At 55.9% G+C, this 25587-nt stretch carries 24 protein-coding genes; 8 read left to right on the top strand and 16 right to left on the bottom strand.

Going from position 1 to position 25587, the window contains the following annotated elements:
- Nucleotides 1–201 precede the first annotated feature (201 nt).
- The 11 genes from RGW60_RS16185 to RGW60_RS16135 all read right to left on the bottom strand — a co-directional run bounded on the left by RGW60_RS16185 (nt 202) and on the right by RGW60_RS16135 (nt 12286).
- Nucleotides 202–1602, bottom strand: a complete 1401-nt coding sequence (locus tag RGW60_RS16185; RefSeq protein WP_322205549.1) for a HAMP domain-containing sensor histidine kinase — start codon at nt 1600–1602, stop codon at nt 202–204.
- Nucleotides 1580–2257 carry a response regulator transcription factor gene (locus RGW60_RS16180; protein WP_322205548.1) on the bottom strand — a complete coding sequence of 226 codons (678 nt, stop codon included), beginning with the start codon at nt 2255–2257 and terminating at the stop codon, nt 1580–1582. Before RGW60_RS16180 ends, RGW60_RS16185 begins: the two co-directional genes overlap by 23 nt.
- An 856-nt stretch (nt 2258–3113) precedes the next feature.
- Nucleotides 3114–3833 carry a LexA family transcriptional regulator gene (locus RGW60_RS16175; RefSeq protein ID WP_322205547.1) on the bottom strand — a complete coding sequence of 240 codons (720 nt, stop codon included), beginning with the start codon at nt 3831–3833 and terminating at the stop codon, nt 3114–3116.
- Nucleotides 3834–4048: 215 nt separating this feature from the next.
- Nucleotides 4049–4576, bottom strand: a complete 528-nt coding sequence (gene ppa, locus RGW60_RS16170) for an inorganic diphosphatase (RefSeq protein WP_219062705.1) — start codon at nt 4574–4576, stop codon at nt 4049–4051.
- Nucleotides 4577–4697: 121 nt separating this feature from the next.
- Complete coding sequence (locus RGW60_RS16165; protein ID WP_322205546.1) at nt 4698–5510, bottom strand: M90 family metallopeptidase; 813 nt, start codon at nt 5508–5510, stop codon at nt 4698–4700.
- Between the two features lie 6 nt (nt 5511–5516).
- Nucleotides 5517–6167, bottom strand: a complete 651-nt coding sequence (locus RGW60_RS16160) for a DedA family protein (protein ID WP_322205545.1) — start codon at nt 6165–6167, stop codon at nt 5517–5519.
- 182 nt (nt 6168–6349) lie between these two features.
- Nucleotides 6350–6808, bottom strand: a complete 459-nt coding sequence (locus tag RGW60_RS16155) for a GNAT family N-acetyltransferase (protein WP_322205544.1) — start codon at nt 6806–6808, stop codon at nt 6350–6352.
- Nucleotides 6809–6914: 106 nt separating this feature from the next.
- Nucleotides 6915–7748 (bottom strand): ethanolamine ammonia-lyase subunit EutC, encoded by an 834-nt coding sequence (eutC, locus tag RGW60_RS16150; RefSeq protein WP_322205543.1) that lies wholly within the window; start codon nt 7746–7748, stop codon nt 6915–6917.
- A 12-nt stretch (nt 7749–7760) separates the two neighbouring features.
- Nucleotides 7761–9155, bottom strand: a complete 1395-nt coding sequence (locus RGW60_RS16145; protein WP_322205542.1) for an ethanolamine ammonia-lyase subunit EutB — start codon at nt 9153–9155, stop codon at nt 7761–7763.
- A gap of 96 nt (nt 9156–9251) precedes the next feature.
- Nucleotides 9252–10622 (bottom strand): ethanolamine permease, encoded by a 1371-nt coding sequence (gene eat / locus RGW60_RS16140; protein ID WP_322205541.1) that lies wholly within the window; start codon nt 10620–10622, stop codon nt 9252–9254.
- Between the two features lie 143 nt (nt 10623–10765).
- Nucleotides 10766–12286, bottom strand: coding sequence for an aldehyde dehydrogenase family protein (locus RGW60_RS16135; protein WP_322205540.1), 1521 nt, complete (start codon nt 12284–12286; stop codon nt 10766–10768).
- 281 nt (nt 12287–12567) lie between these two features.
- Here RGW60_RS16135 and RGW60_RS16130 point away from each other — a divergent pair, with 281 nt between their 5' ends.
- The 4 genes from RGW60_RS16130 (at nt 12568) to RGW60_RS16115 (ending at nt 16955) form a co-directional block, all read left to right on the top strand.
- Nucleotides 12568–14472: a sigma-54-dependent Fis family transcriptional regulator gene (locus RGW60_RS16130; RefSeq protein ID WP_322205539.1), complete on the top strand. Its 1905-nt coding sequence runs from the start codon at nt 12568–12570 to the stop codon at nt 14470–14472.
- Nucleotides 14473–14699: 227 nt separating this feature from the next.
- Nucleotides 14700–16049, top strand: a complete 1350-nt coding sequence (gene mpl, locus RGW60_RS16125) for a UDP-N-acetylmuramate:L-alanyl-gamma-D-glutamyl-meso-diaminopimelate ligase (RefSeq protein ID WP_322205538.1) — start codon at nt 14700–14702, stop codon at nt 16047–16049.
- Nucleotides 16046–16675 carry a flavin prenyltransferase UbiX gene (ubiX, locus tag RGW60_RS16120; RefSeq protein ID WP_322205537.1) on the top strand — a complete coding sequence of 210 codons (630 nt, stop codon included), beginning with the start codon at nt 16046–16048 and terminating at the stop codon, nt 16673–16675. The genes mpl and ubiX overlap by 4 nt, the downstream gene beginning before the upstream one ends.
- Nucleotides 16668–16955 (top strand): YceK/YidQ family lipoprotein, encoded by a 288-nt coding sequence (locus RGW60_RS16115; RefSeq protein ID WP_322205535.1) that lies wholly within the window; start codon nt 16668–16670, stop codon nt 16953–16955. Before ubiX ends, RGW60_RS16115 begins: the two co-directional genes overlap by 8 nt.
- A 79-nt stretch (nt 16956–17034) precedes the next feature.
- On the opposite strand, the gene RGW60_RS16110 is transcribed toward RGW60_RS16115, so the two are convergent.
- The 3 genes from RGW60_RS16110 to RGW60_RS16100 form a co-directional block, all read right to left on the bottom strand.
- The gene (locus tag RGW60_RS16110; RefSeq protein ID WP_322205534.1) at nt 17035–17676 is read right to left on the bottom strand and encodes an NAD(P)H-binding protein; all 642 of its coding nucleotides are present in this window, start codon (nt 17674–17676) and stop codon (nt 17035–17037) included.
- Nucleotides 17677–17703: 27 nt separating this feature from the next.
- Nucleotides 17704–19437: a C13 family peptidase gene (locus RGW60_RS16105; RefSeq protein WP_322205533.1), complete on the bottom strand. Its 1734-nt coding sequence runs from the start codon at nt 19435–19437 to the stop codon at nt 17704–17706.
- Between the two features lie 148 nt (nt 19438–19585).
- On the bottom strand, nt 19586–20041 hold the full coding sequence (locus RGW60_RS16100) for a MaoC family dehydratase (protein ID WP_322205532.1): 456 nt from the start codon (nt 20039–20041) through the stop codon (nt 19586–19588).
- 206 nt (nt 20042–20247) lie between these two features.
- Here RGW60_RS16100 and RGW60_RS16095 point away from each other — a divergent pair, with 206 nt between their 5' ends.
- From RGW60_RS16095 to RGW60_RS16085, 3 genes are read left to right on the top strand one after another with little or no spacing between them, the layout of a single operon-like run.
- The gene (locus RGW60_RS16095) at nt 20248–20610 is read left to right on the top strand and encodes a CidA/LrgA family protein (protein WP_322205531.1); all 363 of its coding nucleotides are present in this window, start codon (nt 20248–20250) and stop codon (nt 20608–20610) included.
- Entirely contained in the window at nt 20607–21323 is a 717-nt protein-coding gene (locus RGW60_RS16090) for an LrgB family protein (protein ID WP_322205530.1), read from the top strand. Before RGW60_RS16095 ends, RGW60_RS16090 begins: the two co-directional genes overlap by 4 nt.
- A gap of 11 nt (nt 21324–21334) precedes the next feature.
- The gene (locus RGW60_RS16085) at nt 21335–21922 is read left to right on the top strand and encodes an LON peptidase substrate-binding domain-containing protein (RefSeq protein ID WP_322205529.1); all 588 of its coding nucleotides are present in this window, start codon (nt 21335–21337) and stop codon (nt 21920–21922) included.
- A gap of 15 nt (nt 21923–21937) precedes the next feature.
- On the opposite strand, the gene RGW60_RS16080 is transcribed toward RGW60_RS16085, so the two are convergent.
- Nucleotides 21938–23254, bottom strand: coding sequence for a bifunctional DedA family/phosphatase PAP2 family protein (locus tag RGW60_RS16080; protein ID WP_322205528.1), 1317 nt, complete (start codon nt 23252–23254; stop codon nt 21938–21940).
- Between the two features lie 3 nt (nt 23255–23257).
- A complete protein-coding gene (locus tag RGW60_RS16075; RefSeq protein ID WP_407074074.1) occupies nt 23258–23959 on the bottom strand; it encodes a DNA-3-methyladenine glycosylase in 702 nt (233 codons plus the stop codon).
- A gap of 353 nt (nt 23960–24312) precedes the next feature.
- Here RGW60_RS16075 and RGW60_RS16070 point away from each other — a divergent pair, with 353 nt between their 5' ends.
- Entirely contained in the window at nt 24313–25587 is a 1275-nt protein-coding gene (locus tag RGW60_RS16070) for a glutamate-5-semialdehyde dehydrogenase (protein WP_322205526.1), read from the top strand.

Here is a 25587-nt window from a genome sequence, read left to right as displayed (position 1 = left end):
GCGTTCAACTGGGGCGGTGAAGGGGTCATTGGTCCTGAGGGAACAGGTGCGGCAGACGCCGGCATCCAGTGAGCGCAAACAAGTGTCAGAACGAGCTGCAGTATCGGGCGTTTCACGAACATATAGCCTTGGGTCGACGGAAGGTCCATCAACCTAGGCGAGCTGTCTGACCCGCTCAAATTAAGCAGGGTTAAGAATTATTTAAGAATCCTCGTATTGAGCGCCACGTAATGGGCAGTCAAGGATAATTCGAGTGCCGCGACCCTGATTGCCTTCTTCGATGTGCAAGCCAAACCCATGCAGGCGCGCAATGGCGGCGACCAGCGACAGGCCTAGTCCGTTGCCGGGTTGCTGTCGCGTTGCGTCGCCGCGATAGAGGCGCCGGGTGACACTGTTGCGTTCGGCGGCCGGGATACCGGGGCCGTTATCGAGCACTTCAATACTCAGGCTGTGCTCTTTTTGCAGGCAGCTCAGGTGTATTTCGCCCCCAGGCTGAGTGAACTTGATCGCGTTATCCATGAGATTCACCAGCGCCTCGAACAGGAGCGATACATCACCGCGTAGCGTCGGATAGTGACCGCTCATGTGCAGGATCAGTCGTTGACCCTTTTCTTGAGCCAGCGGTTCATAGAACTCGTGCGCCTGCTGCAGCAATGCTTCGGGCTGGAACGACTCGAAGGCCGAACGTCGCCGGGTGTCCTCCAGTTCTGAGATTCGCAGCAGACCCTGAAACCGCAACATGATTGACTCGCTTTCTTCCAGCGCCAGGCTAAGCGTATCGGCGTGAGCCTGTTGCAACGGCAACTTTTGCAGTTGGTACAGTCGCGCGCGAAGGCGGGTCAGCGGGGTTCGAAGGTCATGAGCGATACCGTCGCACACGCTTTTGACCTCTAGCATCAGTTGCTCGATGTGTTCGAGCATGGTGTTCACGGCGTTCGCGAGCATGTCGAGTTCGTCGCGGCGAGCAGACAGTGGCAGACGCTCGCGCAGGTTGCCTGAGACGATACTTTCGGTACTGCGCTGTAGCCGTTCCACTCGGCGAATGGGCCGCCTGCGCAACAGGCGCCAGCCAACCAAGCCGGGAATCAGCGTCAATGACAATCCCCAAAACAGCGCCTGTCCAATGATGCCGCCCACTGCGGAAATAGAGCCCCCATCACGGGCCAGAATCAGGATTCTGCCATCTGGCCTGTTCAGCCTGAGCGCGTAACTGCTGCGAGTTTCCTCGCTGGGCAACGCAATGCTCAAACCACGTTCCAGATAATGCACTTGGCCGTCGTCCGGGAGATTCAAACGTAGCTTGAGCAGATCCCCGGTCAGGTGCTTGCCATCGGCTTTAAACAGGCCATAAGCGTCGATTCCTGGTACGGAGTACACCTCGCTCCCAGCCAGTTCAGCCTCCAGCATGGCGTCGTCCACCCTTTGATAGTAATGCGCGCGCTGCATCAGGGTGCGCTCGGCCACGGTGCCCAAGTAGCGGGAAATTTCCCAATACAGCACACCGGTAAATACCGCGCCCCAGGCGACAAAAAACACTGCATACAGTCCGATCAGACGGCTATTGCTGGAGCGCCAGCGATCAGTTTTTTTCGACCAGAACATAACCTGACCCGCGAATCGTCTGAATGGCCGGTGCAGTCGCGCCTTCTATTTTCTTACGCAACCGACCGATGTGGACGTCGATGATGTTGGTGCCGGGATCGAAGTGATACCCCCATACTTCCTGAAACAACATGGTACGGGTCACCAACTGCCCAGCGTTGCGCATCAGGTATCTCAGGAGCTTGAACTCGGTGGGGAGGAGAGTGATTGCATCGCCGTTGAGCGTCGCTGACTGTTCAATCAAATCGACCTGCAAACAGCCAAAATTCAGGCAGCGATCAGCGTTGCCTGGGGCAGGATCACGTAACAAAACTTCCAGACGCGCGATCATTTCCACCATTGAAAACGGTTTGGTTAGATAGTCATCACCACCGGAGCGCAGACCGCGCACGCGCTCGTCGACGTCCGACAGAGCACTTATCATCAGAACGGGCGTTTGGATTGCCAACTGGCGCAACGTGCTGACGATGGTCAGCCCATCGAAGTCTGGCAGCATGCGGTCCAGCGTAATGACTTCGTGGCCACCGGCAATAGCCATCGCAAGGCCTTCGCGGCCGTTGTCGGCCCACTGCGTAGTGAAACCGTGAGCCGCAAGCTCAGCAATAATGGCCTGTGCCGTGACTTCGTCATCCTCGATGACCAATGCACGATTCATTCGAATCTCCAGGCGAAAAGCGGCATTTATTCTAAGGCAGGAAACCTTGGGCGGGTACGTTGGGCAGGTAAACTAAATTTTTCTTAACCCGGGTTCACGCGGTGGGAGAAGAGGCCTGAGCTAGCGTGACGGCCTTTCCAGGCGAGGAATTACCTGCCGTGAGCCCTTTATTCAGACCTTTGTTGCTGTCTTGTGCCTTGTTTATTCCCTGTGTGAGCCATGCCGCCGATGCACCAAAAACCGCCCCAGCGCCGGGGAAGATGCTCAGCTCAATTGGCTTCATGAGTACGATGCACGCCATCGCTCCTGATTACGAAAAAACCAATCGCGTGAAGCTCACCGTGAAGGCGCCATCAACGGGGGCACAAACCGGAGGAAGTGTTTCGCGATGGTTGCGTGGTTAAGTTTGATTTGTCGGGGGTCTGCATTCCCGGGGCTCTAGGTGCGCAATCAAATAATTTTTTCGACAAAAACGAGTTTCAAACGACGAACAGGTTGTTAACAGACATTAAAAAGCCGGCTTGTGGCCGGCTTCTCGGTGACGGGTTTGGTTTATTTTTGGTAAACCGCAACCGCCTTCAAATGTGCGTCCCGCAGCGGGGGCGACTGAATAGGTGCGAGGCAAACAGGTCGTTCGCTTCGAGTAAAACATGGCGCGGATGATACTGGGGATCGGGGGGGAAGCCCAGCATTTATGTGCAGAGGGCTGGCTGAATTGGCGTTTTCGCCAGAGTGAGCGAGGTGTTCCAGGTCGACCACTTAACGGCCTTCGCCAATAAATTCGCTCTCTCAGAGGTAACCAATTTGAGGTGAGTCTCGATTCCTACCCCCCGTTTCAACAGACCGTTTAACATCTTTATCGAAACGATACCGGTCGTCGGCGAGTGTTTAATGTGGACCACCAAAAAACCCATCCCACGACTCGAATATTTTGTTGCTGAATTTGTTCGGGGGCATAGACCTCGTCGGGGTACTCGGCGCTGTTGTGGCTGCGCAGCCTGAGGCATCCGCCGGCTAATCGATAAAGGTACTTCACGCGGAGCATGCCATCGTGTTCGAGGGCGTACATTTCGCCGTCGATGATTTGTGTCAGGCCGCGGTCGATGCCGACGATGGACCCCGCCTGGATCTTCTCGGCCATGCTGTTGCCGATCATCTGAGCGCATACGGCGTTGCCCGGTTCGATGCTCATGGATTGCAGTGTGCTTAGCGGCAGGCGGATTTTTCGCGTGGTTGCTTGGACGACTACAGTTTGGCCTAAGCCTTGGGGCGCCTCTATTTCCTCAAGGAGCGGCAGTCGCACGTCTTCGGCAATTTGGAGGGTTGCACGATCAGTGTCGGCGACGCTCGTCTCATCGTAGTTGTCACCAGGGTGTTTTGGGCCTTCTCCCGATCGCAGCCATCTCGGGTTAACAGTTAATAGTTCAGCCACTTCACCCATACGCGCCATGGGGATGCCACGTTTGAACCAGTTATTCACGTGTTGGGGCGTCACGTTGCGGTTGGCAGCGAAGTCTGTGGCTGAGAGATGGCACTCCCGAAGGAGGGCGCGTAAGCGGTCACCTGATGTATTCATAATGCGAGTTTACGGAGGTCGGCAGGCCGTTTAAATAAACGAGGTGTTCAAATGAGAGGTAGATCAAACGGGATTTTGAGTGCTCGGACTACATGTTCCGTGCTGTTGTGTAGGATGTTTCTCGGAGTGTTGCTTAATGAGTAAACAGTCAAATCCCGCGCATAAAAAAAGCCTCGGCTTCCGGGCAAGAAAACCGAGGCTATTTAGGTCGTTGATCAGCCTTTAAACGCGGCCACCGACTTCATGATTTCAGTACGGGCAGCTTCAGCATCACCCCAACCTTCGATCTTCACCCATTTGCCTTTTTCGAGATCCTTGTAGTTCTCGAAGAAGTGCTTGATTTGCTCAAGCAGCAGCGGCGGCAAGTCGGTGTACTCTTTGACGTCAACGTATAGCTGGGACAGCTTGTCGTGCGGGACTGCGATGACTTTGGCATCGCCGCCGCCGTCGTCGGTCATGTGCAGGATGCCGACCGGGCGGGCGCGGATGACCGAACCTGGGGTGACCGGATAAGGCGTCACGACCAGCACGTCGAGGGGATCACCGTCGTCAGCCAGGGTGTTCGGAATAAAACCGTAGTTGGCCGGGTAAAACATCGGGGTGGCCATGAAACGGTCAACGAACAGGCAATCGGTTTCTTTGTCGATTTCGTATTTGATCGGCGCGTGGTTAGCCGGAATTTCGATCGCGACGTAGATGTCGTTCGGCAGGTCTTTGCCAGCCGGAATTTTGCTGTAGCTCATTGGGCGTTGCCCCCGTAGTTAACCAGTCAGGCTTTGATCAGAAGATCAAAAAGTGGCCGCGATTATAGGCATATTCAAGGCCCGTTGCCACGCATGGCAATGGGCCCATAGGCCCTAGACCTTAGTCGTGTGTGTTGTGCGCGTGATGCTCGCGCCGAAGTTGGTGCAGCCGGCTCAAAGTATCCTGACGATAGAAGGCTTTGAGCTGCTCGTAAACAGCTGGGAAGGCCTTGAACAGAGCATCGGGGGCGCTGAAAAAGTATTCGCTGGTGACCGCAAAGAACTCCGCCGGGTTTTGCGCCGCATACGGATCAATGGCCGGTGGGCTGTGGGGGTGATAGTCCAGTTGCTGATTGAGGTGGTCGTAGGCGCTTTGCATGGCGCTGGCCCAGTCACTGTTACGCATGTCGCTGTGCAGTGGCGGAAAGCCGTCGGCTGATCCATTGAGCATGTCGAGTTTGTGCGCCAGTTCGTGGATAACCAAATTGGAGCCGTTCCAACTGCCGCTGGATAGCACGCCAGGCCAAGCCAGAATCACCGGGCCTTGAGACCACGCTTCTCCGCTGTGCTTGCCTTCCCACTCATGCTCGACGCCGCTGGCATCGCGATGGCGTTGCGGACTGACGAAGTCGCCAGGGTATAGCAGCACTTCGTGAAAACCCCGGTACCAGTTCAAGTCGCCAAGGTTAAGCAGCGGCAGTTGTGCCTGAGCGGCAAGAAACAGACGCTGCTCTTGATTGAGTTCGACGCCTGGCAAGGCTGTCAGGTGTTTGTCTCGCAGGAACAACACGCTGCATTCGAGTAACTGCTGATGTTGGTCGGCGGTCAGCCCGTCCAGAATCGCGAGCCGGTGCAGCACGCGATTCCATACGTCGTCATCTACTGGATGCTGGTCGAGAATCCGGCGTCGATGCCAAGCGCTGAGTGACCACATAGCGTGTCAGCGCGCATTAGCCGAGCGAGAGGCCAGGCGCCCACGAACCACACCAATGATCATGGGTAGCAGTGACAGAAGAATGATCGCCACGACCAATAACGAAAGGTTCTTCTTGATGAACGGAACGTTGCCGAAGAAGTAGCCCAGGGTTACCAACCCACCAACCCAGGCGACAGTGCCCAGCGCGCTAAAGAGGAAAAACCGCAGATAGGTCATTTTGCCGACGCCTGCGACGAAAGGCGCGAAGGTGCGAATGATTGGCAGAAAGCGTGCCAGCGTCACGGTTTTTCCGCCATGGCGCTCGTAGAAGTCATGAGTTTTATTCAGGTAATCGCGACGGAATATTTTTGAGTTCGGGTTGCTGAATAATTTTTCTCCCGCTGTTCGGCCGACGATGTAGTTAGTACTGTCGCCAAGGATCGCGGCCAGCATCAGTAAACCAGCCAACAGAACCGGGTCCATACCACCCCCCGCCGCCACTGCGCCGGCGATGAACAGCAACGAATCGCCCGGCAGGAAAGGCATGACCACTAGCCCGGTTTCGCAGAAAATCACCAAAAACAGGATCGCGTAGATCCAGGTGCCGTAGTTAGTCACGAGCATGTCGAGGTAAACATCGAGATGCAAAATAACGTCAATCGGGTTGAAATCCATGTGCGGCACCTGTGTACATGACCCATGTTTGGGCCGAGCGCTTAAAAGGGGAGTACTTCAAGGGCTGCATTATAGGGGGCGAGCTGGGCTTTGCTGGAACAGTTTGTCATGGAGCGTATCAGGATGTTTCGGCTCAGCGATCCCGACAATATTCATGGACGCCGAGGTTCTGTGAAGTAATCTCAATCCTCGCTGATCGGCAGCACGTAGTTAACAAATTGTATGTCGATCTTGAACCCAATAGATTCATAGGTCTTCTGCGCCACTTTATTGCTGCTGCTGGTGGAGACACGCATGCGCACCGCTTGGGTATCTTTGGCCATTTTCTTTGCGCTCTTTAACAAGTGATCAGCGACCAACTGGCGACGGGCGTCTTCGGCGACGTAGATGTCGTTGAGAATCCACACGCGCTTAAGCGACAGCGATGAAAAACTTGAATAAAGCTGGCAGAAGCCGAGCACTTTTTTATCGTCATCATCGTGTAATGCCAGGTAGATCACTGACTCTTTGCGGCGTAGACGTTTTTCTAAAAAGGCGCGGGATGAATCGGGGTACGACAGCTCGCCATAAAACTCGCGGTATTTGACGAACAGCGGAGTCAGAAGGTCCAGATGCTCGAGAGTGGCTTGGATAATCCGCATATTTGGGCCTCAACTTCACGGCAATGAGAGGAATGGCAAGTCAACGGGGTGTGTCAGTGGGCTTCGATGCTGCCTAAACCTTTTAGAAAGCGCAATCCAATGCTGCTCAGTCTTTAGGTTTCGCCAGCAGGAAATTGTTTTTTATCGGTGCTGAAGGGGCCGATTCCAGTGTGTGAAGCTGCGCTTCGTCTTTCAGGCTCACCCCGGACAGTTGCCGCCGACAGGCTTCACGCATCAAGTACAACAAACGATGGGCCGCCAAGCCGTAGCTCAACCCCTCTAGACGTACATTGGAAATGCAATTGCGGGACGCGTCGGTCAGGCCAACTTTTGGTCCGTAAGTGAAATACAGGCCTAGGCTGTCAGGAGAACTAAGGCCAGGGCGTTCACCAATCAGGATTACTACCATTTTTGCCCCCAATCGCTCGCCGATATCATCAGCTACGGCGACTCGGCCTTGTTCCACCAATATCACGGGAGACAGTGACCAGCCCTCGGCGGCAGTCTGCTCTTCCATGCGCTGCAAGAACGGCAATGTATGTCGATGCACTGCCAAGGATGACAAGCCATCCGCCACCACGATCGCCACATCGACGCCGCCGGGATGGGCTGCCGAGTAGTCGCGCAGTTGCTGGGCAGAGGCATCATCCAAACGGCGGCCTAAGTCTGGGCGCTGCAAATAACTGTGCCGGTCCATCGCCGCGCTGTGCAACAGCAGTGTTTCGCGGCCACGTGCTGCCAGTTGCGCGCTGAGTCCCGAGTGATCGAAAGGAAGATGGACGGCGTCCCGCGCTTGAGCGTGAGCGTATTGGAAATCCAGCTGCGCGCTCGTGGGCAGGCTGGTTCCAGTGCGTCCGAGGGCAATCCGGGCCGGGGTCAGGCGCCGTAATTCAAGCCAGGGATTCTGGCTGTTGCTGGGCAAAACAGGTTTTTCAGCCATGGGTCAGTTCGCTCATCCAAGGTTTGCCAGCGCGTGGCGAAAGGCGGGTGGCAGGCTGTCACCGAAATGCACGCGGCCGTCGGCCTGAGTGAAGATGCCCATTTTTGCCAACCAGGCTTCGTATTCAGGCGCGGGCCGCAGGCCAAGGGTTTGCCGCGCATACAATGCATCGTGAAACGACGTGGTTTGGTAGTTGAGCATGATGTCGTCGGAGCCCGGAATACCCATGATGAAGTTGATCCCGGCCACGCCCAGCAGCGTTAGCAAAGTGTCCATGTCGTCTTGATCGGCTTCGGCATGGTTGGTGTAACAGATGTCGCAACCCATGGGCACGCCCAGCAACTTGCCGCAAAAGTGATCCTCAAGCCCTGCACGGATGATCTGTTTGCCGTTGTAAAGGTATTCCGGGCCGATGAAACCAACCACGGTGTTGACCAGGAACGGATTGAAATGCCGGGCCACTGCATAGGCGCGGGTTTCGCAGGTTTGTTGATCGACGCCGTGGTGGGCATTGGCCGACAGCGCGCTGCCTTGGCCGGTCTCGAAATACATCAGGTTGTGCCCAAGAGTGCCGCGATTCAGGCTCAGACCCGCTTCGTAGCCTTCCTGCAAAACATTCAGATTGATCCCGAAACTGGCATTGGCCGCTTCAGTACCAGTGATGGATTGAAACACCAGGTCCAGAGGCACACCGCGATTGATCACTTCGATCGCGGTGGTGACGTGGGTCAACACGCAGGCTTGGGTCGGAATCTCGTAGCGCTGGATGATCGCGTCGAGCATTTCCAGCAGCGCAATGATCGACGCCGTGCTGTCCGTGGCCGGATTGATGCCGATCATTGCATCGCCGTTGCCGTAGAGCAGACCATCAAGAATGCTGGCGGCGATTCCAGCGGGTTCGTCGGTAGGGTGATTAGGTTGCAGCCGGGTAGATAAGCGCCCGCGCAAGCCCATAGTGCCGCGGAAACGGGTGACCACACGGATCTTTTGCGCCACTAACACCAAATCTTGCACGCGCATGATCTTCGACACGGCGGCAGTCATTTCCGGGGTCAGGCCGGGCGCCAAGGCGCGTAGGCTGTCTTCATTGGCGTGGTCGCTAAGCAACCAGTCGCGAAAGCCGCCGACAGTCAGGTGGCTGACGGTCGCAAAAGCCAGTGTGTCGTGGGTATCAATGATCAGTCGGGTGACTTCGTCGTTTTCGTAAGGAATCAACGCTTCTTCAAGGAAATGCTTGAGCGGGGTATCGGCCAGCGCCATCTGCGCGGCCACTCGCTCGCCGTCGTTGAGTGCCGCAATACCTGCCAGAAAATCCCCCGAACGTGCGGGGCTGGCTTTGGCCATCAGCTCTTTGAGGTTATCGAAACGGTAAGTTTGGGCACCGACGGTGTGGGCAAACGCAGCCATGGACCAAGTCCTCCTGTGGCTCTACCAGTGCGCGCCGGGCGACTGGCCTGCACTTGAATGGGGCCTGTACCGGGCGGGGCCCGGCACAGGAGCAACTTAGATCCCTGTCAGCATAGCGTCCGCTGGAGCATCGGAGCGTTGTTTGGCGGTCAATTGGAAGTAGATGAAGCCTGCCACCATGAAGCCAAGGAAGACTAAACCGATGACTGCGTTGAACCATGCCATCGCTACCAGACACACCAATGCCAGAAACAGCGCAATGCCCGGCACGATAGGGTAGCCCGGCGCCAAAAAGGTACGCTCCAGCAACGGTTCGGTTTTGCGCAGTTTAAACAGGCTGAGCATGCTGATGATATACATCACAATGGCCCCAAACACCGACATGGTGATCATCGCTGCCGTCAGGGTCATGCCTTGTAAGTTAACCAAGCCGTCGCTGTAGATCGCGGCAATACCGATCACTCCACCGGCCAGAATGGCCCGGTGCGGTGTCTGGAATCGCGAGAGTTTAGCCAGACTTTTTGGCAGGTAGCCGGCACGCGCCAGGGCGAAAAACTGCCGAGAGTAGCCGAGGATAATGCCGTGAAAGCTCGCCACCAGGCCGAATAAACCAATCCATACCAGCATGTGCATCCAGCTGGAGTTAGTCCCGACTACAGCTTTCATCGCCTGCGGGAGCGGATCGTTAATGTTCGATAGCTGACGCCAATCGCCTACACCGCCGGCCATGACCATCACGCCAATCGCCAGGAACACCAAGGTTAAAATGCCGCTGACGTAAGCTTTGGGGATTGTACGCTTGGGATCTTTGGCTTCTTCGGCAGCCATGGCGGCGCCTTCGATGGCGAGAAAGAACCAGATAGCGAAGGGGATGGCGGCGAAGATACCCGGCACCGAGCCGACGCTAAAAGTGTCGGCACCCGACCAGCCGTTAAGGGCAAAGTTACTAAAACTGAAGCCAGGCAAGACCACGCCCATGAAAACCAGCAGTTCAAGGACAGCCAATACAGTCACCACCAATTCAAAGGTGGCGGCAATGCTAACGCCTAATATGTTCAGGCCCATGAAGATGATGTACGCGCCGACGGCCGCGAGTTTCGGGTCCAACTCTGGAAACTGCACGTTCAAGTAAGCGCCGATGGCCATGGCGATGGCGGGGGGTGCAAAGACAAACTCGATCAAGGTCGCTATGCCAGCGATTAACCCGGCTTTTTCACCAAAGGCTCGGCGGCTATAGGCAAACGGGCCGCCCGCATGAGGAATCGCGGTGGTGAGTTCGGTAAAGCTGAAAATAAAACAGGTGTACATCGTGGCGACAATTAACGTAGTGATTAAAAACCCCAGCGTCCCTGCCGCACCCCAACCGTAACTCCATCCGAAATATTCGCCGGAAATTACCAGTCCTACTGCAATACCCCATAAATGCAGGGTACCCAGTGTTGGTTTGAGCGTTGTTGTAGTAGTCATAAGTCCTCGCGTCAGCATTATTGGTTTAGTTAACTTTCAATACGAGTACTGCTGCTCGATGGTTAAACGCATGCAACCCCCGCGCCAGTCGCGAACTAGCCGCAACTGACCGGAGATTATGAGCAACCGTTTAAAGTGTGGACTTAGAAGAAGCCCAGCGGATGAGTGTCGTAGCTGACCAACAAGTTTTTAGTCTGCTGATAGTGCTCTAGTGCAACTTTGTGGGTTTCGCGGCCTACGCCGGACTTTTTGTAGCCACCGAATGCAGCGTGTGCTGGATATAAGTGATAGCAGTTAGTCCATACGCGCCCCGCTTTCAGTGCCCGGCCGACGCGGTAAGCGCGGTTGATGTCACGGGTCCACAGGCCAGCGCCCAGGCCGAACTCGGTGTCATTGGCGATGGCAATGGCTTCAGCTTCATCTTTGAACGTAGTGATGCTGACCACTGGGCCGAAGATTTCTTCCTGAAAGACGCGCATCTTGTTGTTGCCTTTGAGCAGCGTCGGCTGGATGTAATAACCGCCAGCCATGTCGCCCTCGAGTTTTTCGACGCTACCACCGGTCAACAACTCGGCCCCTTCGCCCTTGGCGATTTCCAGGTACGAAAGAATCTTGTCAAATTGCTGTTCGGAGGCCTGGGCGCCAACCATGCAGTCGGTATCCAGCGGGTCGCCACGTTTGATTTGCTCGACCTTTTTCAGCACGGCTTTAATGAACTCAGGGTAAATCGACTCTTGCACCAGTGCCCGCGACGGGCAGGTGCAAACTTCCCCTTGGTTGAAGAACGCCAAGACCATGCCTTCAGCGGCTTTGTCGATGAACTCTGGCTCGGCTTGCATGATGTCTTCAAAGAAGATGTTCGGCGATTTGCCGCCCAGCTCTACGGTGGACGGAATTATGTTTTCCGCCGCCAGCTTCATAATGTGCGAGCCAACAGGCGTCGAACCGGTGAAAGCAATTTTGGCGATGCGCTTGCTGCTGGCCAGTGCTTCGCCAGCTTCGCGGCCATAACCCTGAACGATATTCAGCACGCCTGGTGGCAGAAGGTCGCCAATCAATTCCATTAGGACGCTGATGCCCAAAGGAGTTTGCTCGGCAGGCTTCAGCACCACGCAGTTACCGGCAGCCAACGCCGGTGCAAGCTTCCAGGCGGCCATCAGCAATGGAAAGTTCCACGGAATGATTTGGCCGACCACGCCCAGTGGTTCATGAATGTGATAAGCCACGGTGTTGCCATCGATTTCTGCTGCGCTGCCTTCTTGCGCGCGCAGGCAGCCGGCGAAGTAACGGAAGTGATCGACGGCCAATGGGATATCGGCGTTCAGGGTTTCACGAACCGCTTTGCCGTTGTCCCAGGTTTCAGTAACGGCCAACAGTTCCAGGTTTTGCTCGATACGGTCTGCGATTTTCAGCAGGACCAACGACCGCGCCTGAACCGACGTTTTACCCCATGCATCGGCAGCAGCATGTGCGGCATCGAGGGCTTTATCGACGTCTTCAGCGCTGGAGCGTGGAAATTCGGCGATCAGCTTGCCGTTGACTGGCGAAATATTTTCGAAATATTGGCCTTTGACCGGCGGCACGAATTCGCCACCGATGTAGTTGCCGTAGCGGCTTTTGAAGGAAACGATGGAGCCTTCAGTTCCGGGATGGGCGTAACGCATGATGAGTGTCTCCTGGCTTTTGTGTTTATAGGGGAGTACGCGCTTTGGCGCTTAGGTAAAGCGTAGAGCAAAGGTCGGGCCAGCGCCGCGAAACGTAGGTTTTATAGGGGTTTGCCTCAAATTTATCGCGATAAAATATCCTCTTTGTCTCATTGCTGGGACGAACTGCGTGACACTTTGTACCGTTCTCGGTACAGCGCTATGGCTGAACAACGGGTCACATTGCAAAGCAGGTTGTCGTGGAGGATGCTTGCGGCAACTCCACTGGAGAATAATAAAAAGTGCAAAGTGACCATTTAACACGCCATGCCCGACAAGTCCTTACGTTCGCACAGGGCAAAACCCATTTGCGAGGTCCGAGCAGCGATCCATCTATCGCTCGCTCTTGGCTGCGTTGTCTTGAGGAACACCATCTCGATCCGGCGCTGACCATTGCCCCCACGGTGCTTGAGCATGGTCGATTGCTTGAGCGCCGCGAGCGGATGCAGCAGGTGCTGAGCCTTGCAGGCGGCGAAATGAACAGCCTGCACCAGCAGCTTTCGGGCGCTGGGCACGCGGTGTTGTTAACCGACGCCCGCGGGATCATTCTCAACTGTGTTACCGCACCTACTGAACACACCATTTTCGAACGCGCGGGGCTGTGGCTTGGGGCTGACTGGAGCGAGGAGTGTGAAGGCACTAACGGCATCGGCACCTGCTTGGTCGAGCGCCAATCATTGACCATTCACCAAGAAGAACATTTTCGTGGCCGCCATACTGGTCTGACTTGTTCGGCGAGCCCAGTATTCGATCCACATGGCGATTTGCTCGCGGTGCTGGACGTTTCGTCGGCGCGGCATGACGTATCCAGGCAGAGCCAGTTTCACACGATGGCGCTGGTCAACCTGTCCGCTAAGGTGATCGAGCGCAGCTATTTTTTGCATCATTGCGATGACCAATGGCTGCTGCGCTTTCATCTTCAGGCGCAATCGGTCGGTTTGTTCAGCGAAGGACTGATGGCATTTGACGGCGAAGGGCTTGTCAGCGCTGTTAATCAGAGCGCTCTGAATCTTCTAGGTTATGGTCGCGGCAACCTGCTTGGCCAAGCGGTTAACGCTTTATTTGATTGTTCGATGGATCAGTTATTCGCTCGCGGCAGTGCCCAGCCCACCGCCACTTGGCCGTTGCGTACCCGCGACGGTCGGCGTTTGTTTGCTTTGTTGCGCGGGCAACCGCGCAACGTTCCGCTAACGTTGGCGCCCCTAACGCCCACCGTCACGCCGCGGTTGAGCGGTATTTGCTTGGCCGACCCAGCGTTACAAAATGATTTTCGTCGAGCGCTGCGGGTGTTTGAGCGCGACGTGCCCTTGTTGGTCAACGGCGAAACCGGCTCGGGTAAAGAAGCCTTTGCCAAGGCCGTGCATCAAGCAAGCCTACGCAGCGACAAACCGTTCGTGGCCCTCAACTGTGCCGCAATTCCTGAAAGCTTGATTGAGAGCGAGTTGTTCGGCTATCGCGGCGGCAGTTTTACCGGTGCCCGTAAAGAAGGCATGCGCGGCAAGCTGCAGCAGGCCGATGGTGGAACATTGTTTCTCGACGAAATCGGCGACATGCCGCTGGCGCTGCAAACGCGTCTATTAAGGGTGCTGGAAGACCGTCTGGTCGTCCCACTCGGCGGCGAACCTCTTGCGGTAGATGTGCGGGTTATTAGTGCGACTCACCGTAATCTGCTGGGGCGGGTGGCCGACGGCAGTTTTCGCGAGGATTTGTATTACCGCCTCAATGGTCTTGAGATCGCGTTGCCTGCGTTACGTGAACGCAGCGATAAGTCGCAACTACTGGATTTTTTACTGGCAGAAGAGGCTGGAGGTCAGGTCGTTGTGCTCGAAGAGTCGGCCCGTCGCGCGCTGCTGGATTTCGCTTGGCCGGGAAACGTGCGACAGCTGCGCACGGTACTACGGACCGTAATCGCGTTGTGCGATGAGCAGCGTATTGGCTTGGATGAGTTGCCTGGCGCTATCCGAAAAAACGTCGCGTCTGCCTCGTTGACACTGGTAAGCGAGCACCCACTGGACGACGCTGAGCGCACTGCGCTGTTGGCCGTGCTGGAAGAGCAGCGCTGGCACATGACCCACACTGCCGAACAATTAGGCGTTAGCCGCAATACCTTGTATCGCAAACTTCGTAAACACGGGATAGAGCGCTAGCCCAAACTCGTGACCGCCCGGTCTTTCAATTGGAAGTGGGCATCGGTCACCCGTTAACCGTGCAAAAATGTCCCTGCTTCGCTCAGGGGCATTGATGGTAAGGGATACCCAGTCGACATGCTCTCGAATGCGCAACGACAGGCCTGCATTCGTTCATGACAAGGGCTGCCCCCTCGCCACACACCGCTCGCTACGCTAACCTGCGCCCATGTTTTACGAGGTTGATCATGCATATTCATATTCTTGGTATTTGCGGGACTTTCATGGGTTCGTTGGCGGTGCTCGCTAAGGAACAGGGCCATCGGGTCACAGGCTCGGACGCTAACGTTTACCCGCCCATGAGCACCCAGTTGCAGGCGCAAGGCATTGAACTGACTCAGGGTTACGACGCGGCGCAGCTGGACCCGGCACCTGATGTGGTGGTGATTGGGAACGCGTTGTCGCGGGGCAATCCTGCGGTGGAGTACGTGCTGAATAAGGGCCTGCCGTATGTGTCGGGTCCGCAATGGCTGGCTGATCATGTGTTGCAAGGTCGTTGGGTCTTGGCCGTCGCCGGTACCCACGGTAAAACCACCACCAGCAGCATGCTCGCCTGGGTACTGGAACATGCGGGCATGAGCCCTGGCTTTTTGATTGGTGGTGTACCGCAGAATTTCGCAGTCTCTGCTCGCCTGGGAGATACACCGTTTTTCGTGGTGGAGGCCGACGAATACGACAGCGCCTTTTTTGATAAGCGTTCCAAGTTCGTCCACTACCGCCCGCGCACCGTGATTTTGAATAACCTTGAATTCGATCACGCTGACATCTTTCCTGATCTGCCGGCGATTGAGCGGCAGTTTCATCACTTGGTGCGGACCATTCCAAGTGAAGGGTTAGTGATTCATCCCACCACCGAACCCGCTCTGTTGCGGGTCATTCAGATGGGCTGTTGGACACCTGTGCAAACCACTGGCCAGGGAGGCCAGTGGCAAGCGCGTTTGTTGAGCGAGGACGGTTCGCGGTTTGAAGTGATTTTTGAAGGCGTTGTGCAGGGTGTGGTCGAGTGGGACATGACCGGCCAACACAACGTGGCCAATGCCCTGGCGACGTTGGCAGCCGCGCGACATGTCGGCGTCGTGCCCAAGCAGGGCGTTGAAGCGCTGAGTGCGTTCAAAAGCGTCAAGCGGCGCATGGAAAAGGTTGCCGAAGTCAACGGCGTGACTATTTATGACGACTTCGCCCACCACCCGACAGCCATTGCTACAACACTTGATGGCCTGCGCAAACACATCGGCGATGCCCACTTGATTGCGATCATTGAGCCACGTTCCAATTCAATGAAGCTCGGCGCCCACCGGGACGGTTTGCCGGACAGCGTGCATCTGGCTGATCAGGTCATTTGGTATGCCCCTGCTAATCTGGGCTGGGATCTCGCCGCTACGGCCGCTTTGTGTTCGGTGCCGTCGGTGGTATGTGAGTCCCTCGACGCCATCATCGCCAAAGTCAAAAGCCAGGCTAAGCCGGGTACCCAGGTGGTAATCATGAGCAACGGCGGATTTGGCGGTTTACATAGCAAATTGGCGGAGGCACTGAAATGAGTGGTCCTGAGCGTATAACTCTAGCGATGACGGGCGCGTCTGGTGCGCAATATGGTTTGCGCTTGCTCGACTGCTTGGTAAGGGAAGAGCGAGAAGTGCATTTTCTGATTTCCAAGGCGGCACAGTTGGTACTGGCGACCGAGACCGACGTTTCGTTGCCGCCAAAGACGATGATGATGCAGGCGTTTTTGACCGAGTATACCGGTGCCGCCGCCGGGCAGATTCGGGTGTATGGCAAGGAAGACTGGATGTCATCCGTCGCTTCCGGCTCAGGCTCTCCGGCTGCAATGGTGGTGGTGCCATGCTCGACAGGCACCTTGTCGGCAATTGCCACCGGCGCCTGTAACAATCTTATTGAGCGCGCTGCGGACGTGACGCTGAAAGAGCGACGCCAGTTGATTCTGGTACCGCGTGAGGCGCCTTACTCAAGTATTCATCTGGAAAACATGCTCAAACTGTCGAACATGGGGGCGGTGATTTTGCCTGCGTCGCCGGGCTTTTATCACCAACCACAGACCATCGACGACCTCATTGATTTCGTTGTCGCGCGGATTCTGAATCTGTTGAATATCCCCCAAGACATGCTGCCACGTTGGGGCGAACACCATTTGAGCGCCGATGAATAAGCCACTGTTACTGAGCTTGATGCTGTTAAACCTGACCGGCTGCGCAACGGCCCGAACCCTCGACGCTGCCCAACCAGGTGCGCCGGTGGTTTACTCGGGCATGCGACTGGATTTGTACGCCATAGAAGGCGGATGCTGCGCTAAAGACCGCTTTGGCGCCGAAGCCCCCGATTGGCCCCGCGTCGACCTGCCGGCAAGTGCTTTGCTCGATACCCTCCTTTTACCGTTGTCGCTGTTAAGCGTACTGGGTGTAGGGTATTCAGCGACGGGTGGTTTGTAGTGCATGACATTGAATTATAAAAATTTATTGATTGGAACTACCGGAAGCAGCCGAAGATCGTTCCGACAGCGCCGCACGTTTACTTGCCCAACCTACTCAACTCTTGTGCCTCGACAATGCGTACGCCGTTCTGTTCTTCCAGCGCCAGGCGCCATAGCGCGCGGGCTACGGTACAAGCGTCGATGCCTCTGTATTTGCCTGGAATCAATTTAGCGAAGGGCGCTGCCAATTGTTCGGCCAAACGTTGTTCCGAACGCTCGCCGATCAGCAGCGAGGGCCTGGCGATGGTCAGTTGTAGCCAGCCTTGAGCCATGAGCGCTTGTTCCACTTCGCCTTTGACCTTGCTATAGAAAATGCTGGATGCCGGGTCTGCGTTCACCGCGCTCATTACCACCAAATGCCGCGCGCCCAGCTCACGGGCTCGGTGGGCGAACGCCACCACCAAATCGAAGTCGATGGCGCGAAAGGCTTCTTTGGACCCTGCCTGTTTGATCGTACTGCCCAGGCAACAAAAGGCGATGTCTACCGGGCCAGCTAACGCGGGTAACAAGGCAGTCAGTTCCCCTACTGGGTTTTCCAGGTGGGGATGGTCAGCAAGTGGGCGGCGAGTTGGAGCAAGTACACGACTGACGGTGGGTTCGTTGAGCAAACGATCAAGTAAATGTTCGCCGGTCAATCCAGTGGCACCGCTTAGCAGAATGTGTTGGGGCGTCAAATACATAATGTTTCTCCCTCAATACGCTGCAGTTTAGTGGCTGCTTATAATTTTTGCGTCCTTGCGGACCAGCGAGGCAGAAAGTGCCCGTTGTGCCTGGGTTTTTCTCAACTGCTGCCAGTGTGCGAGTACCGCTTTAGGTGCCCAGATTTGTGGTTCCGATGCTTCGAAGTTGTCGCTGGCCTCTCGGGCCGCGACATACACTTTGGCTAGATTAAAAGCTTGTTGCAGGTCATCTGTCTCGGCCAATGCTTTGGCAAAAAGGGCTTCACCAAAATAGGTAAAGTCGGCCTCTTCCGAGCACCCAAACGAAACTCGGTCGGACCGTGACGCAGTGATGACCAAAGTTCGATCGTCTTTGATAGCCGGAATGAAGCCGCCCGAGTAACACGCTGATATCACTACGATCTTGTCTCGTCCTTTTAAGGGAGCAAGAACAGCGGCAAGTTCGTCTGCGGGTAAATCTGTCAGCTCCAGGCGTGGTTGATCAAGGACCAACTCATGATTATGTGTACCGTGACTGGTCAGGTAGATAAATATCAGGTCTTCGGGACCACTGCGCTGTGCCAGCGTCTGCACAGCCCGACTGATACTTTCTCGGGTGGCCAATGGACGATCACCCATGTGGTCGCGATGATTGACCAGGCTGATTTGCCCGTAGGCGCCGAAGCGTGTCGCCAGCAGGTTGCTGACGTAGTCGGCTTCGCGCATGAACACACTCTGCTTGCCATCGCCACCCACCACCAATGTATAAAGCTCTACGGCAGGGGTCGATGCTGGAACAGCAGCTAAAGCTTTGTCCAGTAAGGAGCCTTGGGCGAGTAAACCGATTTCCAGCGAATCGGGCAGCAATTTACCTTGGGCATCACGCACCCGCTGACCGTTACTCCAGATCCCGCTTTGTATTGCCCCGTCCGGCAGGCTCAGGACACCTCGGCCTTCATAATTATCAGCAAGGAACCCGCCCTGATACACGCTGCCATCGGCGAGGCGCAAACGGCCTTCCCCGGAGAAGCGCCAGTTGGCGAATTGCCCCTCGTAACGGCTACCATCGGCGCCAATCAACTGGCCCTGGCCGCCGAGCGCGCCGTCTTTGAACTGCCCTATCCAGACGTCGCCATCGCTATTTTCATAGCGGCCTCTGCCCTGCAGTTGATTGTCATGGAAGCCGCCGACGTATTGGTCGCCATCGGCGCTGTTAAAGCTGCCGTTGCCTTCCAACTGACCGCTGACGAATTTGCCGGCGAATTGATTACCGCTGGCGTCGCTGCGTTGCCCTTCGCCATTGGGTTTGCCATGGGCGAACAAGCCTTGATATTGGCTGCCGTCATCAAGCTCCAGATGGCCAAGCCCGTCGTATTGGTCGGCTTTGAATTCGCCACGATAGGTCACCCCAGGCTCTTTGAGTGTGCCTTCACCATCACGTCGGCCGAGTTTGAAGCCGCCCACATAGCTGCCGGTGCTGGTGGTCAACGTACCGAAACCATGAAATAGCCCGTTTTGAAACTGGCCGCGATAGACCTCGCCGTTGCTGGCGTGCCATTCACCTTCGCCGTGCCACTGACCATTCTGAAATTGACCGACGTACCAGCTACCGTTGGGATAATCCACTCGGCCCCGCCCTTGCAGTAGACCGTTGACCACCTCCCCGCGATAACGGCCGCCATCGGGCAGGCGGGCGTCGGGGGGCGATAACGGTTCGCCCTCACCGCAAGCGACGAGTAGTAGGATGATTGCCAGTGGAGCGAGTGAAGCGAGCGCGCGCATGGTTGATCTCGAAAATAGGATTCCAGGCGTGTGAATACGGTCTTCGAGCAGTCGCGCTCACACAGCCACGGGGAGTATGCCGCAGCTATGTGGTTGCTTATAGAGGCAAATACATTGCGAGTGAGCCGCGTTTTGCGTTTTTAGCGACTTATACGAAGCACAGCGACAGCGGTTCGGCGACGTAGGCAGGTTTTTCCTGACCTTCAATTTCCAGAGTGGCAATAGCTTTAATCAGCCATTGACCAGGCTTCTTCTCAGTCACTTGAGCGATGGAAACGTTCAGTCGAACCCGCGAATTAACTTTTACGGGTTGGATGAAACGTACGCTGTCCAAGCCATAGTTGATCACCATTTTCAAGCCTTCAGGCGCCACGAACAGGTCTTCCATGAGTTTTGGGATCAGCGATAGCGACAGAAAACCGTGGGCGATGGTGCTGCCAAACGGCGTTTGAGCTGCTTTTTCAGGGTCGACGTGGATAAACTGAAAGTCGCCCGTCGCTTCAGCGAACAGATCGATACGTTCTTGATCAATGGTGAGCCACTCGGAACACCCTAGCTCCTTGCCTGCATAGGTTTTGAGTTCTTCGACGGGTACAAATGGCATGGGTACTCTCCTTGTTTTTTCTTATTAAAGTGGTTGTCGGGCCTGTCATTTATTGCAAGTTGATAGCGTCATTGTCGGCGTATCAGGTTCTAAGATCAGCACGGGTCATCGGGATGGTCAAGGATGTATGCGCTTGGCGAATGCCGATTTATCAGCCATCACCACGGCATGCCTATAATGGCGCCGCAAATTAGTTGGAGTTATTTATGTTGCTCAGAGGTCTGACTTGGTTGGTGCTGTTTCAATTGGTGGGTACCGGGCTTAATCACCTGTTCCTTCCAGTCCTGCCAGGGCCGATTATCGGTCTGGTGTTACTGATGGTCTTTCTCATGATTCGTGGTGAAGTCGATGAGTCAATCAGCCTTGCCGCCAGCAGCCTCTTGCGTTATCTGCCCTTGCTGCTAGTGCCGCCAGCGGTGGGGGTGATGGTCTACGCCGCCGATATTGCTGCAGATTTCTGGGCCATTGTCGGGTCGCTTGTGTTGTCATTGTTATTGTCGCTGGCCTTCGTCGGTTGGCTGATGCAGAAGTTGATTCAGCGTCAGACGCGACGTCGGGTGACTCCATGAGTATCGGCTGGAGTGGTGCCTGGGGATCGGTTATTCATCATCCGCTGTTCGGAATTGCGATTACGTTAGGCGCGTACCAGCTAATGTTGGCGGCCTATGAGAAAACCCGCTGGATATTTTTGCAGCCAGTGCTCATTTCGATGGTGTTGGTGATTGGCATATTGATCAGTTGTGGCCTGACTTATGTTGAGTACCGCAAAAGTACGGAGATTCTAAGCATTCTGTTAGGCCCGGCTACCGTCGCCTTGGCTGTGCCGCTTTATCTGAATTTACGACGGATCAAGCAATTATTTTGGCCGACGTTTACTACGCTGATTATTGGCGGTGTGTTGGCAACGTCCCTTGGCGTGACGCTGGGCTGGTTATTTGGCGCCGAGCACATGATTTTGATGACTATGGCGCCTAAGTCAGTAACCTCGCCTATAGCGATGCTGGTAGCTGAGCAAATTGGTGGTGTTGCCCCATTGGCTGCGGTGTTTGTGTTGATTACTGGCGTTATCGGTGCCATTTTCGGCCCGGGCTTGCTGTCTGTAATAGGTGTTCAGAATCATGCGGCGCGCGGTATGGCCCTGGGCTTGACCGCTCATGCCGTCGGCACCTCGGTGGCGCTGCAGGAAAGCGAGGAGTGCGGCGCATTTGCTGCGCTGGCAATGAGCTTGATGGGCGTTGCCACGGCGGTGTTTCTTCCCCTGGCTGTGTCGTTATTCGTTTAAGGAAATTCTATATGCTGCCGTTATTTCCCCTCAACGCCGTGTTATTCCCCGGCTGCACCCTGGATTTGCAGCTGTTCGAAGCGCGTTATCTGGACATGATTGGTCGCTGCATGAAAAAGGGTGAGGGTTTCGGTGTTGTGTGCATTCTCGACCACGAATACGTCGCTCAGGCCCCCGATGGCTATGCACTGATTGGATGCGAGGCGTTGGTGCGTGATTTCCAGCAGCAAGAAAATGGCTTGTTGGGGATTCGCGTGGAGGGCGCAAGACGCTTTAGGGTCGTCAGCAGCGATGTTCAGCGCGATCAATTGATAGTGGCGCAAGTTGAATGGCTCGATGAACTTCAAGATCATCCGTTGCAGGAGCGGGACGCGGACTTGATGGCGTTGCTGTCTGCGCTGGCCGAGCATCCGATGGTTGCTGCGCTGAACATGGGCGTTACTGCTATTGGCCAGCAGTCGCTGGCCAATCAGTTGGCGTATCTATTGCCATTTACCGAAGAAGACAAAGTTGAGCTTCTTGAACTCAGTGACGCACAGCAGCGCCTCAACGCGATCCAGGACTTGCTCGACGAAATGCAAGGCGATCTGCACGTTTAGATCGCCAGGTTGTGCTCAATACTGATACTGACTGATGGCGTTGGCTAAGGCATGTAGCGCGAAGAAACCATACACCGCAACCAGCGAAGGCAGAATGATCCACCAGACTTTTGTCGGCATGGGTCGCAACGGTTCCTGGCGCTGAATGAGCGTCAAGCTGGCTGCGCACATAAAGAACGCCAGCGTGGCGCCGGCCAGTACGTCTGTAGGCCAATGCGCGCCTAAATAAACCCTCGACATCGCAATCGCTAACGCTGGAATACTACCCACTAGCAGCCATGTGAGACGAAAGCGCAGCGGTTGGCCGCGCCCAGCCAGAATCGCCAGCACCATAAACATCGCAAACGAGCCGGAGCTGTGACCGCTCGGCATGCTGTAGCTCGTGATGGGGTCAAGTATCACGTCGGGGCGAGCACGCGCCGCCGCCCATTTTACGAGGGTGTTGACCAGTGCCGAGCCTAAAATGGCGCCCATCGCAAAGGTTGCTTGTCGCCGCTGTCGAAGAGCCAACAGCAGGCCAAGTAACACGATCGTTATCACAACCTGGGTTTTGAAGTCACCGAGTCGAGTGATCATCACCGCGAATGGGTCGGCGGCTGAGTTGCGGTGTTCCTGTACCAACGACATCAAGCCTTGGTCAAACTGCGCAAGGTATGGCCAGCCGATGAATAGGCCAATCAGCATTACCAGGCTCAGCAGCGCAATCAACCGTGTGGCGTAGCGCTTGCCTGCGACGCTGCTGTGGATACTCACGCCCAGCAAGGCAGCAAGCCCGGCGCCAACTATTCCGGCCTGGGGCCAAAACCCTTGTGGCAGCGGCAAGCGGATAGCCGCACCCGTTGCCCAGCCGGGCAGCAAGAAAACGACAGACCAGCCGGCCGCGGCGACGAGGCTGACGGCTAAAAATCGAAAAAACGGCATGTCGAACATTCCAGCGACCATCGGCAGCATGGGACGCAGCGGCCCGATGAAGCGCCCAACCAGCAAACTGGCAATGCCGTAACGCTGAAAATAGATTTCGGCACGGTCGATCCATTCCGGGTGGTGTCGCAACCCTGGCAATCGGCGAATATTCTGATGAAAACGTCTGCCGAGGAAGTACGACAAGATGTCGCCCAGCAGTCCACCTGCAAATCCTAATAACAGTGTTTCGCCAAGCGGCAGCGAACCACTGCCGGCCAATACCGCAACGGCGAACATGAACACGGTGCCCGGCACGACGAGGCCGACAATTGCCAGGCATTCGAAACACGCTATAAGAAAAATCGCCGTACCCAACCACGAGGGATTTGCCGTCAACCAACCGGTAATGCTGTCGAGCCATGAGCCCATGTTTTAGCTTCCTTGTTCCAGTAAGAAATAGTCACGGCCTTCCAGCTGTCCACGTCGCAGGGGGTTACGTGTACAGAACCTTGCATAGGTAGCATCGACGAAACGGTACATCAGGTGTCCGTCCCGGCCTTCGGGGATGCCCAGTCGCGTGGTTTGAATAATATGTATCGGCGCTGCTCCGACATCGTCGACGAACAATTGTTCGCAATCAAAGCGTTTGGCGTCCCACATCGCAACCTTAAGCCCCAATGCCTTGCACAATAGGGTTTGCCCCGCGCACAAGCGTTCTGGCTTGCGCAACGTGCCGTTGGCATTCGGATTGTTAAGCAACATGTGGGAGAGGCTGATGCTATCGGAGAGCGTATCGACCCACGGGTAGGCCGACTTAATCAGCACCGCGTTGCCTGGCCCACCGGCGCTGAAGTTCAGTGAGTCGCCGCCGCGGGCGTAATACATATAAATGTGGCCGCCGCTTAGAAACAATGCCTTGCGCTTTTCGGTGTACCCCAGCGATGAGTGGCTCCCCCGTTCTGCTGCGTAATACGCTTCAGTTTCGATAATCACTGCCGACAGCCACAAAAAATTCGGGGCGATTCCTACTCGATGGCGGATAACCTTGCCCAGCAGACCACGGGCAAGCAATTGTGCATCACGGTCGAAAAACGAGTCAGGGAGCGGGTTAGGCACGTAGTCAGGCATCGGCATCTACGGAAATGATCGGCGAATGGGGTGTGATGATAACAACACGTGTCTTAATCGACGCTGAACGGGGTTGACCCCGGTTGTCGAGATAAACCCGTGCGGTATGCATCGACATTTTCGGCGGCAAGCCAACGCCTACATCGTCTTTGGCTGGTCGCAATTCTGTGTGAGCGGGTTTGCCTGCGCAAGTCACGACACGGTCAAGCGGTCGTCCGTCGTCGCGGGCATGGCATGAAACATGAAATTCTTCTCACTATTTCACCGCTGTTATCGACCATCCGCCTGCCACTGCTGTCGTTACTCCTGCTCGACAGCTATAATCGGCCGCTTTCCTCTACGCCAAGACCTCTGAGACCATGACTGAGTCCGTTCTTGACTACATGACCCGCCTGGGTCGAGCTGCCCGCGAAGCTTCGCGCGTAATCGGCCGTGCCAGCACCGCGCAGAAAAACCATGCATTGCAGGCCACTGCTGCTGCGTTGGATGAAGCTCGCGCTGAGCTTTCTACTGCCAACGAACTGGACTTGGCTTCGGGCCGGGCCAACGGCCTTTCTCCGGCCATGCTTGAGCGTCTGGCCCTGACTCCGGCACGCATCGACAACATGATCGTTGGTTTGCGCCAGGTGATTAACCTGCCAGACCCAATAGGTTCGATCCGCGACATGAGCTTTCGCCCGTCCGGTATTCAAGTCGGCAAAATGCGGGTGCCGTTGGGGGTGGTGGGGATTATTTACGAGTCTCGCCCCAACGTGACCATCGACGCAGCTAGCTTGTGCCTCAAGTCTGGCAATGCCACGATCCTGCGCGGCGGCTCCGAAGCTATTCACTCCAACCGCGCAATCGCTGCCTGCATCCAGCGTGGTTTGGCGGCAGCCGATTTGCCGGCGGCGGTGGTTCAGGTCGTCGAAGTCACTGACCGCGAAGCCGTTGCGGCTTTGATCACCATGCCCGAGTATGTTGACGTCATTGTTCCACGCGGCGGCAAAGGCTTGATTGAGCGCGTCAGTCGGGATGCGCGGGTGCCGGTTATTAAGCACCTGGACGGTATTTGCCATGTTTATGTGAGTGCGTACGCAGACCTGACCAACGCCCAGAGCATCTGTTTTAACGCCAAGACCTACCGCTACGGCATCTGTGGCGCGATGGAAACCTTGCTGGTCGATGCGGCTGTGGCGGCTGATTTTCTTCCGCCAATGGCTGCGCAACTGAGGGAAAAAGGTGTTGAATTGCGCGGTTGCGAGCGCACACAAGCGTTGATTGATGCCGTTCCAGCTACTGAAGAAGACTGGCACACCGAATACCTGGCGCCGATTTTGTCGATTTTGGTCGTCAATGGCCTGGATCAGGCCATTGAACACATCAATCACTATGGGTCACACCACACCGACGCCATCGTCACTGAAAATCAGACTCAGGCCCGACGTTTCATGGCCGAAGTTGACTCCAGTTCAGTGATGGTCAACGCACCGACCAGCTTCGCCGATGGCTTTGAATATGGATTGGGTGCCGAGATTGGCATTTCTACTGATAAGCTGCACGCCCGCGGCCCGGTCGGCCTTGAGGGTCTGACCTGCGAAAAGTACATCGTGATCGGCGACGGTCATCAGTTACGTGGCCAAGGACCTGTCTGA

The sequence above is a fragment of the Pseudomonas sp. AB6 genome (assembly GCF_034314105.1).
GTDB lineage: Bacteria > Pseudomonadota > Gammaproteobacteria > Pseudomonadales > Pseudomonadaceae > Aquipseudomonas.
This window is presented reverse-complemented; position numbering and strand designations above follow the sequence as displayed.

What these genes read in the sequence shown, in the direction of transcription:
- RGW60_RS16185 (WP_322205549.1), bottom strand. Translation starts at nt 1,602, where the DNA reads ATGTTCTGGTCGAAAAAAACTGATCGCTGGCGCTCCAGCAATAGCCGT.
- RGW60_RS16180 (WP_322205548.1), bottom strand. Translation starts at nt 2,257, where the DNA reads ATGAATCGTGCATTGGTCATCGAGGATGACGAAGTCACGGCACAGGCC.
- RGW60_RS16175 (WP_322205547.1), bottom strand. Translation starts at nt 3,833, where the DNA reads ATGAATACATCAGGTGACCGCTTACGCGCCCTCCTTCGGGAGTGCCAT.
- ppa (WP_219062705.1), bottom strand. Translation starts at nt 4,576, where the DNA reads ATGAGCTACAGCAAAATTCCGGCTGGCAAAGACCTGCCGAACGACATC.
- RGW60_RS16165 (WP_322205546.1), bottom strand. Translation starts at nt 5,510, where the DNA reads ATGTGGTCACTCAGCGCTTGGCATCGACGCCGGATTCTCGACCAGCAT.
- RGW60_RS16160 (WP_322205545.1), bottom strand. Translation starts at nt 6,167, where the DNA reads ATGGATTTCAACCCGATTGACGTTATTTTGCATCTCGATGTTTACCTC.
- RGW60_RS16155 (WP_322205544.1), bottom strand. Translation starts at nt 6,808, where the DNA reads ATGCGGATTATCCAAGCCACTCTCGAGCATCTGGACCTTCTGACTCCG.
- eutC (WP_322205543.1), bottom strand. Translation starts at nt 7,748, where the DNA reads ATGGCTGAAAAACCTGTTTTGCCCAGCAACAGCCAGAATCCCTGGCTT.
- RGW60_RS16145 (WP_322205542.1), bottom strand. Translation starts at nt 9,155, where the DNA reads ATGGCTGCGTTTGCCCACACCGTCGGTGCCCAAACTTACCGTTTCGAT.
- eat (WP_322205541.1), bottom strand. Translation starts at nt 10,622, where the DNA reads ATGACTACTACAACAACGCTCAAACCAACACTGGGTACCCTGCATTTA.
- RGW60_RS16135 (WP_322205540.1), bottom strand. Translation starts at nt 12,286, where the DNA reads ATGCGTTACGCCCATCCCGGAACTGAAGGCTCCATCGTTTCCTTCAAA.
- mpl (WP_322205538.1), top strand. Translation starts at nt 14,700, where the DNA reads ATGCATATTCATATTCTTGGTATTTGCGGGACTTTCATGGGTTCGTTG.
- ubiX (WP_322205537.1), top strand. Translation starts at nt 16,046, where the DNA reads ATGAGTGGTCCTGAGCGTATAACTCTAGCGATGACGGGCGCGTCTGGT.
- RGW60_RS16115 (WP_322205535.1), top strand. Translation starts at nt 16,668, where the DNA reads ATGAATAAGCCACTGTTACTGAGCTTGATGCTGTTAAACCTGACCGGC.
- RGW60_RS16110 (WP_322205534.1), bottom strand. Translation starts at nt 17,676, where the DNA reads ATGTATTTGACGCCCCAACACATTCTGCTAAGCGGTGCCACTGGATTG.
- RGW60_RS16105 (WP_322205533.1), bottom strand. Translation starts at nt 19,437, where the DNA reads ATGCGCGCGCTCGCTTCACTCGCTCCACTGGCAATCATCCTACTACTC.
- RGW60_RS16100 (WP_322205532.1), bottom strand. Translation starts at nt 20,041, where the DNA reads ATGCCATTTGTACCCGTCGAAGAACTCAAAACCTATGCAGGCAAGGAG.
- RGW60_RS16095 (WP_322205531.1), top strand. Translation starts at nt 20,248, where the DNA reads ATGTTGCTCAGAGGTCTGACTTGGTTGGTGCTGTTTCAATTGGTGGGT.
- RGW60_RS16090 (WP_322205530.1), top strand. Translation starts at nt 20,607, where the DNA reads ATGAGTATCGGCTGGAGTGGTGCCTGGGGATCGGTTATTCATCATCCG.
- RGW60_RS16085 (WP_322205529.1), top strand. Translation starts at nt 21,335, where the DNA reads ATGCTGCCGTTATTTCCCCTCAACGCCGTGTTATTCCCCGGCTGCACC.
- RGW60_RS16080 (WP_322205528.1), bottom strand. Translation starts at nt 23,254, where the DNA reads ATGGGCTCATGGCTCGACAGCATTACCGGTTGGTTGACGGCAAATCCC.
- RGW60_RS16075 (WP_407074074.1), bottom strand. Translation starts at nt 23,959, where the DNA reads ATGCCGATGCCTGACTACGTGCCTAACCCGCTCCCTGACTCGTTTTTC.
- RGW60_RS16070 (WP_322205526.1), top strand. Translation starts at nt 24,313, where the DNA reads ATGACTGAGTCCGTTCTTGACTACATGACCCGCCTGGGTCGAGCTGCC.